Here is a 14172-nt window from a genome sequence, read left to right on the forward strand (position 1 = left end):
ATAAATCCGTGACCGGCCGCGGCCGCTCCGATATCAGCGCGGCATGGCGAGAAAGAAGCGCTACCTGACCGCAACCATGGCCGATGGCTATGTGAAGACCATCGGCCCCACCGCCGCACCTTTCACGCATTTCTGGCGCATCGTCGCGGTGCTCGAGAACGGAAAGACGGAAGTGTTCTGGGGGCACAGCAAGTCGGCCAAGGAAGCCACCGGCAAGAAGGCGGCGACCGCGGAGGCCGCCAGGAAGCGCGGCTGGACATCGTTCGCATTCGAGATCGTCGAGCTTCGCGAGGAGGACCCGGCATGACCTTGCGCTGCCCCCGCAACCCAGTAAGCTCCTGATCCATCAGCCGATCGGGGGATTTTTCATGCGTGCATCTCTTCGCCTCGCCATGGTGGCGCTTGCGTTCGCGTGCGGCACGGGCGCCGCGCACGCCCAGCAGCATCCGCAGGCCGAGGCGCAGGCGCTCGATCTGCTCAAGCGCGGCATCGCCTTCCGCACCGTCGCGGGGCCCGGCAACCAGACCCCGGCTTATGCCGCCTTCCTGAAGCAGACGCTCGTCGCTGGCGGCTTTGCGGACAAAGATGTCGAGATCGTGCCGGTGGGCGACACCGCCTATCTGGTCGCCCGCTATCGCGGCACCGGCAAGGCCAAGGGCGGCGCCAAGCCGCTGCTGATCTCCGGCCATATGGACGTGGTGGAGGCCAAGCCCGCCGACTGGACGCGCGACCCGTTCACCCCGGTGATCGAGAACGGCTTCATCTACGGCCGCGGCGCCGCCGACATGAAATATGATCTGTCGACGATGGTCGCGACGCTGATCGACCTCAAGCGCAGCGGCTTCCGGCCCGCGCGCGACATCGTGCTGCTGCTCTCCGGCGACGAGGAGACGGCAATGAAGACCACCGCACTGATGGCCGACCGCTTCCCAGATGCCGAGCTGCTGCTCAACGTCGATGGCGGCGGCGGCGCGCTCGATGCCGGCGGCAAGCCCACCTATTTCGGCATCGACGGCGCCGAGAAGACCTATGCCGATTTCGAGCTGACGGTCACCAATCCCGGCGGCCATTCGAGCGCGCCGCGCCGCGAAAATGCGATCTACACGCTCGCCCATGCCCTCACCCGCATCGAGGCGCACGCCTTTCCGGGCCAGATCAACGAGATCACCCGCGGCAGCTGGGAAGCCGAGGCCGCCAAGGCCGAGCCCGCCCGCGCCGCGATGATCCGCCGCTTCCTCGCCAACCCGAACGATGGCGAGGCACTGGCGGCGCTGCGAGCGGAGCCCAGCCTGGTCGGGCAGACGGGCACCACCTGCGTCGCCACCATGATCAACGGCGGCCACGCGACCAACGCCCTACCCCAGCGCGCGACTGCCAACATCAATTGCCGCATCTTCCCCGGCACGCCGGTGGAGCAGGTGCGGCAGACGCTCGCCACGGCCGCGGCCGACCCGGCGCTCACCATCCGCACGCTCGACAGCGGCTCGGTCGCGAGTCCCGCCTCGCCGCTGCGTCCCGATCTGATCGCCGCGGTGACCAGCGCGATCCATGCCCGCTTCCCCGGCGTCGCGGTGGTGCCGGGCATGAGCACGGGCGCCAGCGATTCGATGTGGTTCCGCGCCAAGGGCGTGCCGAGCTACGGCGTCAGCCCGATGTTCACCACGCCCGGCGAAAGCTTCGCCCATGGGCTGAACGAAAAGTCTCCGCTCAGCGAGATCGCGCCCTCGATCACCTATTATCGCAGCGTGCTGACCGCGCTCGCGCGCTAGAGCCAGCCCAGCGCGTGGAAGCTCGCCGTGCCGTCGCGGGCGAGCACGAGATGATCGATCAGCCGCACCTCGATCGGTTCGAGCGCCACCAGCAGCCGACGGGTCGCCGCCCGGTCGGCGGCGCTGGGGGTGGGGTCGCCGCTCGGATGGTTGTGCGCCATCACCACCGCGGCGGCGTCGAACGTCAATGCGTCGGCGACTACCCAGCGCACGGGAATATCGACCATGGCGGCATGCTCCCCGCGCAGGTGTCGCATGCCGAGCAATCGGCCATCGCGCGCCAGATAGGCGAAGGCGGCGATCTCGGTACGCGCCTCGGCAAGCCTGCCGAACAGCGCACGCGCGGCGGGAAAGTCTAGAATATACGGGTCCGGAGACACGAGTACCATGTCCCGGCATGCCACCCTGCGCCGGCCGCACGAACCGCAACCCGATCCGATCCGGACCTCCGAAATGGCGCGAAGCCGGATGACTCGCGTGGCGCGCGCCGCTAGGTTCCGGCCATGCACCAGTATCTCGACCTGATGGCCCGCGCGCTGAACGATGGCGTGGAGGTGATGGACCGCACCGGCACCGGCACGCGCAGCGTGTTCGGCGCACAGATGCGCTTCGACCTGCGCAAGGGCTTCCCCTTGCTCACCACCAAGAAGCTCCACCTCCGCTCGATCCTGATCGAGCTGCTGTGGTTCCTGCGCGGCGACACCAATGTCCGCTGGCTGCAGGAGCGCAAGGTGAGCATCTGGGACGAGTGGGCCGACGAAAACGGCGATCTCGGCCCGGTCTATGGCAAGCAGTGGCGCGACTGGGAGGCTGCCGACGGCCGCCATATCGACCAGATCGCCGAGCTGCTCGAAACGCTGAAGACCAATCCTGCCTCGCGCCGGATGGTCGTTTCCGCCTGGAATCCGGGCGAGCTGGGCGCGATGGCGCTGGCGCCGTGCCACTGCTTGTTCCAGTGCCATGTCGCGAACGGCCGGCTGAGCCTGCAGCTCTACCAGCGCTCCGCCGACATCTTCCTCGGCGTGCCGTTCAACATCGCCAGCTATGCGCTGCTCACCCATCTGCTGGCGCAGCAGGCCGGGCTCGAGGTCGGCGACTTCATCTGGACCGGCGGCGACTGCCACCTCTATCTCAACCATCTCGAGCAGGCGCAGGAGCAGCTCAGCCGCACGCCCGGCCCGCTCCCGCGGCTGGAGATCCTCCGCAACGCGCCGTCGATCGACGCCTATGAGTATGAGGATTTCGCAATCCACGATTATGTCGCGCAGCCGCACATCAAGGCGCCCGTGGCGGTATGATCAGCTTCCACCTCGCCCGCGCGGACAATGGCGTGATCGGCCGTGACGGCCAGCTTCCCTGGCGGCTGCCCGCCGATCTCAAGCGCTTCAAGGCGCAGACGCTGGGGCGGCCGATGATCATGGGGCGCAAGACCTTCGAATCCTTTCCCGCCCCCCTGCCCGGCCGGCGCCATATCGTGCTCACCCGCGACACCGGCTGGCAGGCCGAGGGCGCCGAGGTGGCGCATGACGTCGACCAAGCGCTGGCGCTGGCGGGCGAGGACGTGGCGGTGATCGGCGGCGCGGAGGTGTTCGCGCTGTTCCTCGACCGCGCCGATCGGATCGAGCTGACCGAAGTGCATCTCGATGCTGTTGGCGACGCGCACGTCCCCGCCTTCGACCCCGACAATTGGGAAGAGACCGCGCGCGAGCCGCATCCAGCGGACGGCGATCGCCCCGCCTATGATTTCGTGACGCTCCTTCGGCGGCGATGAAGCGCCCGATCCTGATCGGCGTCGCGGCGGTGCTGGCCATCGCAGCGTTCGGCTTTTTCGGGATCGCGCCGGCGGCGGTGGAGGCAGGGATGAACCGCGTCGTACCGGTGCCCCTGCCCCATGTCACGCCGCAGACCCGCGCGCTGCACGCCAGCCTCGCCATCGCCGACATGCACGCGGACACGCTGCTGTGGCGCCGCAACCTGCTCGATCGCGCCAATCGCGGCCAGGTCGACCTGCCGCGGCTGCAGGCGGGCAATGTCGCGCTGCAGGTCTTCTCCTCGGTCACCAAGACGCCGCGACACCAGAATTACGACGCCAATGGCTCGGACAGCGACAACATCACGCTGCTCGCCATCGCGCAAGCGCAGCCGCCGCGCACCTGGGGCTCGCTGCTCCAGCGCTCGCTCTGGCACGCGGAGAAGCTGGACCGCGCGGCCGCCGCCTCGGGCGGTGCGCTGCGGGTGATCCGCACCCCCGCCGCGCTCGACCAACTGCTCGCCGATCGCGCGGCCGGGCGCAAGGTCACCGGCGGGCTGCTGTCGATCGAGGGGCTGCAGGATCTGGAGGGCAATCCGGCCAATCTCGACCGGCTTTATGCGGCTGGGTTCCGCATGGCCGGCTTCGCCCATTTCTCCGACAACGAAGCGGCGGGCTCGATGCATGGGCAGGCCAAGGGCGGGCTGACGCCGCTCGGCCGGCAGGTGCTGCGGCGGATGGAGGCGCTCGGCATGGTGGTCGACATCGCCCATGCCAGCCATGCGGCGGTGGCGGATATCATTGCGATGGCGCGGCGGCCGGTCGTCTCCAGCCATGGCGGCGTGCAGGCGACCTGCAAGGTCAACCGCAACCTCACCGACGAGGAGATCCGCGGCATCGCCCGCACCGGCGGGGTTGTCGGGATCGGCTATTGGGAGGCGGCGGTCTGCTCGACCAGCCCCGAGGCTGTAGCGGCGGCAATCGTGCATGTGCGGGACCTGGTTGGAATCGACCATGTCGGGCTCGGCTCGGACTTCGACGGCGCGGTGACCACCGGGTTCGATGCATCGCAGCTGGCGGTGGTGACCCAGGCGCTGGTCGATCGCGGTTTTTCCGAGCAGGAAATCGCCAAGGTGATGGGCGGGAATGTGCTGCGCGTGCTGAAGGCGGGAATGGAGCGGGGATAGCCTAAGCCCCTCCCCTTCAGGGGAGGGGTTGGGGTGGGGCAGTGTCTCACAGAGACCAACAGATGTTCTGGAATCCCTCCACCCCAACCCCTCCTCCGAGGAGGAGGGGCTTAAGTGTTTGCGCGCTCCCGCTCCCCCATTGGCATCGCGCCGGCCAATCCCTATAGCCACCGCATGCAGCGGCTGGACGGCGGCTCGGCGGTTCCGCTTCCTCTCCGGGGCGCGATCGTCGCGCTCGGGAATTTCGATGGCTTCCATCTTGGGCACCAGGCGGTCGTCGGCCGCGCGGTGGCGCGTGCCCGCGCCGAGGGCCGCCCGGCGATCGTCGCGACTTTCGATCCGCACCCGCGCCGCTTCTTCCAGCCCGACGCCCCGCCCTTCCGGCTGACCACGCTCGACCAGCGCGAGCGGCTGTTCGCCGGCGCGGGTGCCTGCGGCATGCTGGTCTTCCACTTCGACGCCACCCTCGCGCGCCTGACCGCACGCCAGTTCGCCGAGCAGCTGGTCGAAACGGTCGGTGCCGCCGGGGTGGTTACCGGCGAGGATTTTACCTTCGGCAAGGGCCGCGAGGGCAATGTCGCGACACTGGCTGCGCTGGGCGTCGAGCTCGGCTTTACCGCCGAAACGGTAGGCGCGGTGGCGACGGAGGGCCAGATCGTCTCCTCCAGCCGCATCCGCGAGCATCTCAAGGCTGGCGAACCCCGTGGTGCCACGGCGCTGCTCACCCGCCCCTTCGCGATCGCGGCGGAAGTGGAAGGCGGCGCGAAGCTGGGCCGCCAGCTTGGCTACCCCACCGCGAACATGCGGCTCGGCACCTATCTCCGCCCGAAATACGGCATCTACGCCGTGCGCGGACGCCTGCCCGACGGGCGCGTGCTGGACGGCGTTGCCAATCTCGGCATCCGGCCCAGCTTCGATCCGCCGATCGAACTGCTCGAGAGCTTCTTCTTCGATTTCAGCGGCGACCTGTACGGCCAGACGCTGGAGGTCGCGCTGATCGACTATCTCCGCCCCGAGGCGAAGTTCGACAGCCTCGATGCGCTTACCGTTCAGATGAATCTGGACGCAGCGCAGGCGCGGCAGCTGCTCTCCCAGCAGCCCTAACGCTCGCCATACTGCCTTCCTAAAAAACAACATTGCCGCCCGCCCGGACGCCTTCGCGCCCGATGGCGTGGCCGTGACAATGTTGCCGATAGTCACCATTTGTTGCCAAATTGTAACAGTGAAATATTGATGCCAATCAGCAGTGGCGTTTATATATTTGTTTCTCTCGAGCCATATCTTTGCTCCTTAACTGTGTTCTGGAAGCCACATGGCCGAGACAAAGCCGCTAGGGGTGGCGGAGGCTACTTTACACCATGGTTACAGCGGCTCATGCCCCGCCGCAGTGTCGTCGCCAGCCTAGCTGCCGACACGATCTAGGGAGAGCGCGCGCCCCTCCGTCTGGAACGCCGGCGCGCGCAGCAAAGGAAGATAGTAGGTTATGTCTCGTATCGCGTATGCCCTCCGCGCCGGCACGGCGCTGGCAGGAATGGGCGCCGTGGCGTTGTTCGCCGCGCCCGCATTTGCCCAGGACCAGAATGGCGCGACTGACGCCGCGCAGCAGGGCGCCGGCACCGAAATCGTCGTGACCGGCTCGCGCATCGCGCGCCCCGATCTCCAGTCGTCGACCCCTGTCGCCGTCGTCAGCGCCGAGCGCATCGAGCAGACCGGTGCGTCGAATATCCAGGACGTGCTCGCCACGCTGCCGTCGGTTGGCCAGAATATCAGCCGCACCAGCTCGAACTTCTCGAACACCGGCAACGGCACCGCGACGGTGAACCTGCGCAACCTCGGCTCGTCGCGCACCCTGGTGCTGATCGACGGCCGTCGTACGCTGGGCATCGCCGGCAGCTCGGCCGTCGACGTCAACAACATCCCGACCGATCTGGTCCAGCGCGTCGAAGTCGTCACCGGCGGCGCCTCGGCGGTCTATGGTTCGGAAGCGATCGCGGGCGTGGTCAACTTCGTCCTCAAGAACGACTTCCAGGGCCTGCGCGTCCGCGCGCAGAACACCCTCTCGGACAAGGGCGACTCGCCGCGCCAGTATGTCACGATCACCGGCGGCCAGAACTTCGGCGGCGGCCGCGGCAACGTGACCGCGAACTTCAGCTATGACAATGATCACGGCCTGTATTCGCGCGACCGCGCCTTCTCGTCGCGCGACCTGCCGAACCGCAGCTCCTACGCTTCGCAGGGTGTGTTCGACGTCAGCGGCCCGGATACCGATGGCTTCACTGCCGGTAACCCCAGCACCTTCACCTTCGGTCCGAACAACGCCCTGAAGGGCTATCAGGGCGCGAACGTCGATGGGTACAACCGCAACGGCGATCGCCTGCTGTCGGTGCCGGTCGAGCGCTACCAGGGTGCGGTCCTCGCCCATTACGATTTCTCGGATGCGTTCAAGCTCTACGCGCAGGGCCAGTACAGCCGCACCAACTCGAACGCTTCGCTCGAGCCGTCGGCCATCGCCAACACGGGCGCGGGCGCAGCGCTGAACTTCGACGGTTCGGCCTATGCCGGCATCCCGATCAGCAGCCCGTACGTGCCGGACGCGATCCGCGCAGCCGCGGTCGCCAACGGCGTGGACGTCGTCCAGTTCCGTCGCCGCTCGAACGACATCTTCAGCCGCAGCAACAAGAACGAGCGTGATTTCTATCGCGGCGTGATCGGTGCGAAGGGTCAGTTCACCGCCGGCACCAACTGGTCGTACGATATCTATTACGAGCACTCGGAAAGCCGCGATCACACCACCGCGCAGTCGATCTACACGCCCAACTACGGTGCGGCGCTGAGCAACGAGATCGGCCCCGACGGCCAGGTTCGCTGCTCGGATGCGGCGGCGCGTGCAGCGGGCTGCGTGCCGATGAACATCTTCGGCGCCAATACCGTCTCGGCGGCAGCCTCGAAGTTCCTGCAGACCTATACCGGCCCGACGCGCACCGTGACCCTGATCGACGGCGGCACCGTGCAGCTGGTCAACGGCAGCAACGTTGCCTTCGATTATCTGGCGAAGGTGAACCAGGACGTCGTGTCCGGCAGCATCAACGGCGACCTGTTCTCGCTGTGGGGCGGTCCGGTCGCGATCTCATTCGGCGGCGAATATCGCCACGAGAAGAGCTCCGAGGTGTTCGATCCGTTCACCCAGGCGGGCCTGAGCGCGGGCAACCAGATCACGAACACGCAGGGCAGCTTCAACGTCAAGGAAGGCTTCGTCGAAGTCGTCGCGCCGATCGTCGAAGACCGTCCGGGCATCAAGTATCTCGGCCTTGAGGGCGCGGCGCGCTATGCCGACTATTCGACCGTCGGCGGCGTGTGGAGCTTCAAGGGCGGCGCCACCTTTGCACCGACCTCGGACATCCGCTTCCGCGGCGTTTATTCGCGCGCGACCCGCGCACCGAACATCGGCGAACTGTTCGCTTCGATCAGCCAGACGTTCCCGGCAGTGACCGACCGGTGCGACCAGCGTGGCGGCGACGGTGACGGCGCTCCGATCGGCGCGCTGAATCCTGCGTGCGCCAACATCCCGGGTATCGCGAACACGGTCGCAACCCGCGGTGCGTTCGCCTACAGCACGGCACAGATCCAGACGATCGACGGCCTGCTCGGCGGCAATCGCAACCTGCGCGAGGAAACCGCCGACACCTTCACCGCCGGTGCGGTGATCACGCCGACGTTCTTCAAGAACTTCAGCATGACCGTCGACTATTACACCATCAAGGTGAAGAACGCGATCGGCATCATCGGCCAGCAGGTCTCGATCGACGAATGCATCGCATCGGGGAACCCGCTGTTCTGCAACAACGTCATCCGCGACAGCAACGGCTTCATCACCCGCGTCAACGCGCTCAACCTGAATACCGGTTCGTTCCTCGTGTCGGGCATCGACGTCGAGGCGCGCTATGCGGTGCCGGTCGGCGCATCGCGCTTTGACTTCGACGTGATGTACAACCATCGCTTCAAGCAGCAGCAGACGCCGTTCCCGGGCGGTCCGGTCCAGAACGAGCTTGGTCAGGCCGATTGCTACAGCTGCGGTCGCCTCGGTTCGGGCTTCAAGGACAAGGGCGTTGCCAACATCACGTTCAGCGCGCCCAAGTTCCAGCTGAACTACCGCATCGACTATATGGGCCCGCTGACCGACAACCTCGGCGATCCCGATGCGCAGCGTATCTCGGCCTATTTCTACCACAACCTGCAGGGCAAGGTGATGGTCGGCGAGAAGCAGCAGATGGAGCTGTATGCGGGCGTGAACAACCTGCTCGACACCAAGCCGCCCGTCTTCGGCGACACCAACCAGGTCACCTGGCCGGGCACGCAGACGGTGGCGGATACGTACGACCTGTACGGCCGCATGCTGTACGTGGGCGCGACCTTCAAGTTCTGATCAATCCCCTAAGGGATGATGGAATGGGAGCGGCACTCTTCGGAGTGCCGCTCTTTTTTTTGGCGTTTGTCGGTGATCGAGGCGCCGCGCGTACCGCAGCCGGGAATCAGATGCCGCCGTCGACCGCCTCGAAGCCGCGCGCTTCCAGCCCGTCGGCGAGGATCGCGATGACGCGGTCGACGAGCGCCGCATCGGTTGCGCGCACCACGAAGTTGGCGCCCACGCGCCCATCGCGGAAGAAGGGGTAGCTGCCGATCGATACGCCTTCGTGCGCCCGTTCGGTCTCGCCGAGCAGGTCTGCAATCTCGCTTTCCGCTACCCAGCAGCCGACCGTGCGCGATACGACTGGCAGTCCGCCCTCCAGCGTACCGGTGAGCGCATCGAGCATGCCCGCGGCGATGTGGGGCACGCCCGCAAGGATGAAGATATTGCCCCAGCGGATCCCCGGCGCGCCCGACATGCGGTTGACGATCAGCTCGGCGCCCTCGGGCACCCGCGCCATCCGCAACCGCGCCTCGGTAAGCCCGCCCTTGCTGGCATAATAGTCGGCCAGCGCCGCGCGCGCTTCCGCGTGCACCACCACGGGCACACCCAGCGCCGCGGCAATGGCGTCGACGGTGATGTCGTCATGCGTGGGGCCGATCCCGCCGGTGGTGAAGCAATAGTCGTTGCGTGCCCGCAGCGTGTTCACCGCCTCGACGATCGCCGCCTGCTGGTCCGGCACCACCCGCACCTCGGCGAGACGGATGCCCTGCGCGTTCAGCCAGGTGGCGAGCTGCGCGATATTCTTGTCTTGGGTGCGGCCCGACAGGATTTCGTCGCCGATCACCACCAGGCCGGCGGTCCAGATCCGCGCGGCCATCAGAGCGCCGCCGCCCGCTTGCGCTCGGCCAGCGCGCGCATCCGGGCCAGCCGATCCGGCGGCAGTACCGCGGCCGGATCATAGGCGGCTTCGAACTGCGGCACGCCTTCGGGCAGCGTCACCCAGGGCATGCGATCGGCGGTGTAGATGGCCGCATTCGGACGGATACGGGCCGGTTCGTCGAGGGTCGTTACGCGCACCCCGGCGCCCAGCCGGCCCAGCCGCGGGTAGAAGCTCCACAACGCGGTGCCGCAGGTCGCGCATCGGACGATCTCGTGTGGGCCACCCGACCCTGCCTTGACGACATGGCTGCTGGTCTCGCCCGTGAGCAGCTCCAGCTTCTCGCTCTCGATGAACAGGTTGACCACGCTGGTCGAGCCGGTCTGGCGCTGGCAGCGCGTGCAGTAGCAGTTGTTGACGAGGATCGGATCGGCGGCGACGCGGTAGCGCACCTCGCCGCAGGCACATCCGCCTTCCAGCCACGCCGCGCTCGATTCCTGCATCCGCAACCTCCAAAGCCCCCTCGCCCTTTGCGCCCGGGTCTCCTATATCGCAAGCATGACCGAATATGTGAACGTGACGGCGGACATGCCGCAGGCGCGCAGCCATGCGATCAAGCTCCATGGCCCCGAAGGCTTCGAAGGCATGCGCAAGGCCGGCCGCCTCGCCGCCGAGATCCTCGACGCGCTGGTGCCGCATGTCGTGCCCGGCGTGACGACCCAGGAGCTGGACGACATCGTCCGGCAGATGACGGTTGCCGCCGGCGCGGTGCCCGCGACGCTCGGCTATCGCGGCTACACGCATAGCTGCTGCATCTCGATCAACCATGTCGTCTGCCACGGGATTCCGGGCGACCGCGTCCTCAAGGACGGCGACATCGTCAATATCGACGTGACCCCGCTGCTCGGCGGCTGGCACGGCGACACAAGCCGCATGTATCTGGTCGGTGACGTGCCAATCAAGGCACGCCGGCTGGTCGACGTGACCTATGAGTGCCTGATGCTCGGCATCGAGCAGGCCAAGCCGGGCAATCATCTGGGCGACATCAGCCACGCGATCCAGCGCCATGCCGAGAAGCATCGCTACGGCGTGGTCCGCGATTTCTGCGGGCATGGCCTCGGCCAAGTGTTCCACGACGCGCCCGAGGTGGTCCATGTCGGGCGCCCCGGCACCGGGCCCGAACTGCGTCCGGGCATGTTCTTCACGATCGAGCCGATGATCAACATCGGCCGTCCCGACGTGAAGCTGCTCGACGATGGCTGGACGGCAGTGACCCGCGACCGCTCGCTTTCGGCGCAGTTCGAGCATTCGATCGGCATCACCGAGACCGGCTGCGAGATCTTCACGACCAGCCCCAAGGGCCTGCACCAGCCGCCGTACTGAGCGAAGATCGAACCTGCCCTACTGCGCTCCCCTCCCGTAAGCGGGAGGGGAATGCCGCAACAATCTTGCGCCCCCTCGCAACTTCCGTTATTCGCTGCTGCAGCATCAAGAGTCGGGCCGACGCCCGGCACCAACCTGCCCCGTGCAAGGTGGTGCCTCCATGGCAAAGTGGAGGGATGTGGCCGAACCCGGCAACACGGTGTCCACGCCACATTTCCTGTCGTCAGCCCGCCTCCTGGAACAGGAAGAAGGCAGTACAGCGTGACGACCGAAGCCCAGCAATTCGCCAGCGACAATTATGCCGGAATCTGCCCCGAGGCATGGGCAGCGATGGAAGCCGCCAACCAGGGCCACGCACCGGCCTATGGCGACGATCGCTGGACCCACACCGCCGCCGATGCCTTCCGCACGCTGTTCGAGACCGATTGCGAGGTGTTCTTCGCCTTCAACGGCACCGCGGCCAATTCGCTCGCGCTGGCAGCGCTCTGCCAATCCTATCACAGCGTGATCTGCTCGGCGGCGGCGCATGTCGAGACCGATGAGTGCGGCGCGCCGGAGTTCTTCTCGAACGGCTCCAAGCTGCTCGTCGCGCAGAGCGAGGACGGCAAGCTGACGCCGGAGGCGGTGCGCGCGGTAGCGACCAGCCGTTCCGACATCCACTTTCCCAAGCCGCGTGTGGTGACGATCACCCAGCCGACCGAGACCGGGCAGGTCTACACGGTGGACGAGGTGAAGGCACTCTCGGCGGTCTGCCGCGAGCTTGGCCTCAAGCTGCACATGGACGGCGCACGCTTTGCCCATGCCTGCGCGACGCTCGGCTGCGACCCCGCCGAGATCACCTGGCGCGCTGGCGTCGACGTGCTCTGCTTCGGCGGCACCAAGAACGGCATGGCGGTCGGCGAAGCGGTCCTGTTCTTCGATCGCGCGCTGGCGCAGGACTTTGACTATCGCTGCAAGCAGGCCGGGCAGCTGGCATCCAAGATGCGATTCCTGGCGGCGCCCTGGGTCGGCATGCTGGAGAATGGCGCGTGGCTGCGCAACGCGCGCCATGCCAATGCCTGCGCGCAGCGGCTGGCGGGGCAGATCGAAGGGTTGCCGGGGATCGAGCTGATGTTCCCGGTGGAAGCCAATGGCGTCTTCGTCCGGGCCCCGGAGCCGGTGCTGGAGGGCCTGCGCGCGCGCGGCTGGCGCTTCTATACCTTCATCGGCGGCGGGGCGCGGTTCATGTTCGCCTGGGATGCCGATCCGGCGCGGGTGGACCAGCTTGCCGCCGACATTCGCGCGGTGAGCGGAGCCACGGCACTCGCCGCCTAAGTGTTTCCTCCCTCGGAGCGCAGCTCCGGGGGAGGGGGACCATTTGCGTAAGCAAATGGTGGAGGGGGCTTGCCGGCGGCGGAGGATTTCCCCCTCCACCACCGCCTTCGGCGGCGGTCCCCCTCCCCCGCTTCGCGGGAGAGGAAACGCCGGTTGGGTGGCGACGCCAGTTTAGCCGACGAAGGCGCGCTCGATCACGAAATCGCCCGGCGCGTTGTTCGAGCCTTCCTTGAAGCCCTTGCCTTCGAGCAGCGTGGCGAAATCGCGGATCATGTCCATCGATCCGCACAGCATCACGCGGTCGGTCTCCGGGTGGAGCACCGCATCGCCCGGCACGCCTTCGAACAGCTTGCCGTTCTCGAGCAGCGCACCGATCCGCTCGCTGGTGTGGAACGGCTCGCGGGTGACGGTCGGCACATAGTGGAACTGGTGCGCGGCCTGCTCGCCGATCAAGGGATCGTCGGCAAGCTTGGCGGCGAGTTCGTCATGATAGGCAAGGTCGCTCACCCGGCGCACGCTGTGCACCGTGATCACCTGCTCGAACCGCTCGTAGATCTCGGGATCGCGCGCGACGCTGAGGAACGGCGCCAGGCCGGTGCCGGTCGAGAGCAGGAACAGGCGGCGGCCCGGCAGCAGCGCATCGGCGACCAGCGTGCCGGTCGACTTCTTGCCGAGATAGATGTCGTCGCCCGGCACGATCTTCTGCAGCTTCGAGGTCAGCGGACCGTCCTGCACCTTGATGGAGAGGAATTCGAGCTCCTCCGCCCAGGACGGGCTGGCGACCGAATAGGCGCGCATCAGCGGCTTGCCGCCCTCGCCTTCGAGCCCGATCATCACGAACTCGCCCGAGCGGAAGCGGAAGCTCGCCGGCCGCTCGATCGCGAAGCTGAACAGATGCTCGTTCCAGTGACGGACCCACAGCACCTTGGCGGTGGCGAAGGCGGGATGTTCGGGAAGCAGCGCGGGCGCGCGCGTGTCGACGGTCATGAACAGCGGATCCTCGTAACGCTCAGGTCGGCCCGGCCGCCCGCATGGCGGTACCGGGATTGGAAATTAACAAAGGCGGCCCTCTGCCACCAGAAGCCGGCTGCGTCCAGAAAGTAGCGCTTCGGGGGCCTAAACGCTCTGTGCCATGGGGGCACCGGTGGTCCAGTGCCGCAGCAGCGCCAGCGTATCGTCCGCGGTCAGGGTCCCGCCTTCGGTCTCAATCCAGCACTCGCCGCGCTGTTCGGGCCGCACCGCCGATAGGCCATGCGCCATCAGCACCAGCGAGCCTCGCGCGACCACCACCGAGCGTGCGCCCGCCGACGCCACGCCATCGGCGATCCGCCGTCGCAGCTCGGCTGGCGCATTCATCGGCAGCGATCGCATCGAAGCTTCCCCTGTTCAGTGCGTGATCGTTGCCGTTAACGTTCACACCCCGCTTCAGCCGCAAAAGTCCGAAGATTTCATGGGTGAATGTCGTAAACCTGTCATCAAACACT

At 67.0% G+C, this 14172-nt stretch carries 14 protein-coding genes and 1 riboswitch; of the genes, 9 read left to right on the top strand and 5 right to left on the bottom strand.

What is annotated here, in order from left to right; translation table 11 throughout:
• Positions 1–43: 43 nt before the first annotated feature.
• On the top strand, positions 44–307 hold the full coding sequence (locus ABIC35_RS08960; protein WP_121075032.1) for a hypothetical protein: 264 nt from the start codon (positions 44–46) through the stop codon (positions 305–307).
• 61 nt (positions 308–368) lie between these two features.
• A complete protein-coding gene (locus ABIC35_RS08965; protein ID WP_121075029.1) occupies positions 369–1769 on the top strand; it encodes a M20/M25/M40 family metallo-hydrolase in 1401 nt (466 codons plus the stop codon).
• On the opposite strand, the gene ABIC35_RS08970 is transcribed toward ABIC35_RS08965, so the two are convergent.
• Positions 1766–2158: a JAB domain-containing protein gene (locus ABIC35_RS08970; RefSeq protein WP_121075027.1), complete on the bottom strand. Its 393-nt coding sequence runs from the start codon at positions 2156–2158 to the stop codon at positions 1766–1768. The genes ABIC35_RS08965 and ABIC35_RS08970 overlap by 4 nt on opposite strands.
• 114 nt (positions 2159–2272) lie before the next feature.
• On the opposite strand from ABIC35_RS08970, the gene ABIC35_RS08975 reads away from it, so the two are divergent.
• From ABIC35_RS08975 to ABIC35_RS08995, 5 genes are all read left to right on the top strand, one after another.
• A complete protein-coding gene (locus tag ABIC35_RS08975; protein WP_121075024.1) occupies positions 2273–3067 on the top strand; it encodes a thymidylate synthase in 795 nt (264 codons plus the stop codon).
• The gene (locus ABIC35_RS08980) at positions 3064–3540 is read left to right on the top strand and encodes a dihydrofolate reductase (RefSeq protein ID WP_121075021.1); all 477 of its coding nucleotides are present in this window, start codon (positions 3064–3066) and stop codon (positions 3538–3540) included. The genes ABIC35_RS08975 and ABIC35_RS08980 overlap by 4 nt, the downstream gene beginning before the upstream one ends.
• Positions 3537–4706: a dipeptidase gene (locus ABIC35_RS08985; protein ID WP_121075018.1), complete on the top strand. Its 1170-nt coding sequence runs from the start codon at positions 3537–3539 to the stop codon at positions 4704–4706. The genes ABIC35_RS08980 and ABIC35_RS08985 overlap by 4 nt, the downstream gene beginning before the upstream one ends.
• A gap of 174 nt (positions 4707–4880) precedes the next feature.
• Positions 4881–5810, top strand: a complete 930-nt coding sequence (locus ABIC35_RS08990; RefSeq protein ID WP_121075015.1) for a bifunctional riboflavin kinase/FAD synthetase — start codon at positions 4881–4883, stop codon at positions 5808–5810.
• A 379-nt stretch (positions 5811–6189) separates the two neighbouring features.
• Complete coding sequence (locus tag ABIC35_RS08995; RefSeq protein ID WP_354278412.1) at positions 6190–9129, top strand: TonB-dependent receptor plug domain-containing protein; 2940 nt, start codon at positions 6190–6192, stop codon at positions 9127–9129.
• Positions 9130–9235: 106 nt separating this feature from the next.
• Here ABIC35_RS08995 and ABIC35_RS09000 read toward each other — a convergent pair whose 3' ends face one another.
• Both ABIC35_RS09000 and ABIC35_RS09005 read right to left on the bottom strand, forming a co-directional pair.
• A complete protein-coding gene (locus ABIC35_RS09000) occupies positions 9236–9991 on the bottom strand; it encodes a competence/damage-inducible protein A (protein WP_121075009.1) in 756 nt (251 codons plus the stop codon).
• Positions 9991–10494 carry a GFA family protein gene (locus tag ABIC35_RS09005; protein WP_121075006.1) on the bottom strand — a complete coding sequence of 168 codons (504 nt, stop codon included), beginning with the start codon at positions 10492–10494 and terminating at the stop codon, positions 9991–9993. The genes ABIC35_RS09000 and ABIC35_RS09005 overlap by 1 nt, the downstream gene beginning before the upstream one ends.
• Positions 10495–10549: 55 nt before the next feature.
• Here ABIC35_RS09005 and map point away from each other — a divergent pair, with 55 nt between their 5' ends.
• Both map and ABIC35_RS09015 read left to right on the top strand, forming a co-directional pair.
• Positions 10550–11374, top strand: a complete 825-nt coding sequence (gene map, locus ABIC35_RS09010; RefSeq protein WP_121075003.1) for a type I methionyl aminopeptidase — start codon at positions 10550–10552, stop codon at positions 11372–11374.
• A gap of 97 nt (positions 11375–11471) precedes the next feature.
• A riboswitch (SAM-I-IV-variant riboswitch) is annotated at positions 11472–11583 on the top strand.
• Positions 11584–11635: 52 nt separating this feature from the next.
• Positions 11636–12688 (top strand): threonine aldolase family protein, encoded by a 1053-nt coding sequence (locus ABIC35_RS09015; RefSeq protein ID WP_121075000.1) that lies wholly within the window; start codon positions 11636–11638, stop codon positions 12686–12688.
• A gap of 171 nt (positions 12689–12859) precedes the next feature.
• Here the strand turns inward: ABIC35_RS09015 and ABIC35_RS09020 are convergent, their stop codons facing one another.
• Together ABIC35_RS09020 and ABIC35_RS09025 are read right to left on the bottom strand one after the other, a co-directional pair.
• The gene (locus ABIC35_RS09020; RefSeq protein ID WP_121074997.1) at positions 12860–13675 is read right to left on the bottom strand and encodes a ferredoxin--NADP reductase; all 816 of its coding nucleotides are present in this window, start codon (positions 13673–13675) and stop codon (positions 12860–12862) included.
• 129 nt (positions 13676–13804) lie between these two features.
• A complete protein-coding gene (locus ABIC35_RS09025) occupies positions 13805–14059 on the bottom strand; it encodes a hypothetical protein (protein WP_121074994.1) in 255 nt (84 codons plus the stop codon).
• Positions 14060–14172 lie beyond the last annotated feature (113 nt).

The organism is Sphingomonas trueperi (genome assembly GCF_040545965.1).
GTDB lineage: Bacteria > Pseudomonadota > Alphaproteobacteria > Sphingomonadales > Sphingomonadaceae > Sphingomonas > Sphingomonas trueperi_C.

What these genes read in the sequence shown, in the direction of transcription:
- ABIC35_RS08965 (WP_121075029.1), top strand. Translation starts at nt 369, where the DNA reads ATGCGTGCATCTCTTCGCCTCGCCATGGTGGCGCTTGCGTTCGCGTGC.
- ABIC35_RS09000 (WP_121075009.1), bottom strand. Translation starts at nt 9,991, where the DNA reads ATGGCCGCGCGGATCTGGACCGCCGGCCTGGTGGTGATCGGCGACGAA.
- ABIC35_RS09020 (WP_121074997.1), bottom strand. Translation starts at nt 13,675, where the DNA reads ATGACCGTCGACACGCGCGCGCCCGCGCTGCTTCCCGAACATCCCGCC.
- ABIC35_RS08970 (WP_121075027.1), bottom strand. Translation starts at nt 2,158, where the DNA reads ATGGTACTCGTGTCTCCGGACCCGTATATTCTAGACTTTCCCGCCGCG.
- ABIC35_RS09025 (WP_121074994.1), bottom strand. Translation starts at nt 14,059, where the DNA reads ATGCGATCGCTGCCGATGAATGCGCCAGCCGAGCTGCGACGGCGGATC.
- ABIC35_RS08980 (WP_121075021.1), top strand. Translation starts at nt 3,064, where the DNA reads ATGATCAGCTTCCACCTCGCCCGCGCGGACAATGGCGTGATCGGCCGT.
- ABIC35_RS09005 (WP_121075006.1), bottom strand. Translation starts at nt 10,494, where the DNA reads ATGCAGGAATCGAGCGCGGCGTGGCTGGAAGGCGGATGTGCCTGCGGC.
- ABIC35_RS08990 (WP_121075015.1), top strand. Translation starts at nt 4,881, where the DNA reads ATGCAGCGGCTGGACGGCGGCTCGGCGGTTCCGCTTCCTCTCCGGGGC.
- map (WP_121075003.1), top strand. Translation starts at nt 10,550, where the DNA reads ATGACCGAATATGTGAACGTGACGGCGGACATGCCGCAGGCGCGCAGC.
- ABIC35_RS08975 (WP_121075024.1), top strand. Translation starts at nt 2,273, where the DNA reads ATGCACCAGTATCTCGACCTGATGGCCCGCGCGCTGAACGATGGCGTG.
- ABIC35_RS08995 (WP_354278412.1), top strand. Translation starts at nt 6,190, where the DNA reads ATGTCTCGTATCGCGTATGCCCTCCGCGCCGGCACGGCGCTGGCAGGA.
- ABIC35_RS08985 (WP_121075018.1), top strand. Translation starts at nt 3,537, where the DNA reads ATGAAGCGCCCGATCCTGATCGGCGTCGCGGCGGTGCTGGCCATCGCA.
- ABIC35_RS08960 (WP_121075032.1), top strand. Translation starts at nt 44, where the DNA reads ATGGCGAGAAAGAAGCGCTACCTGACCGCAACCATGGCCGATGGCTAT.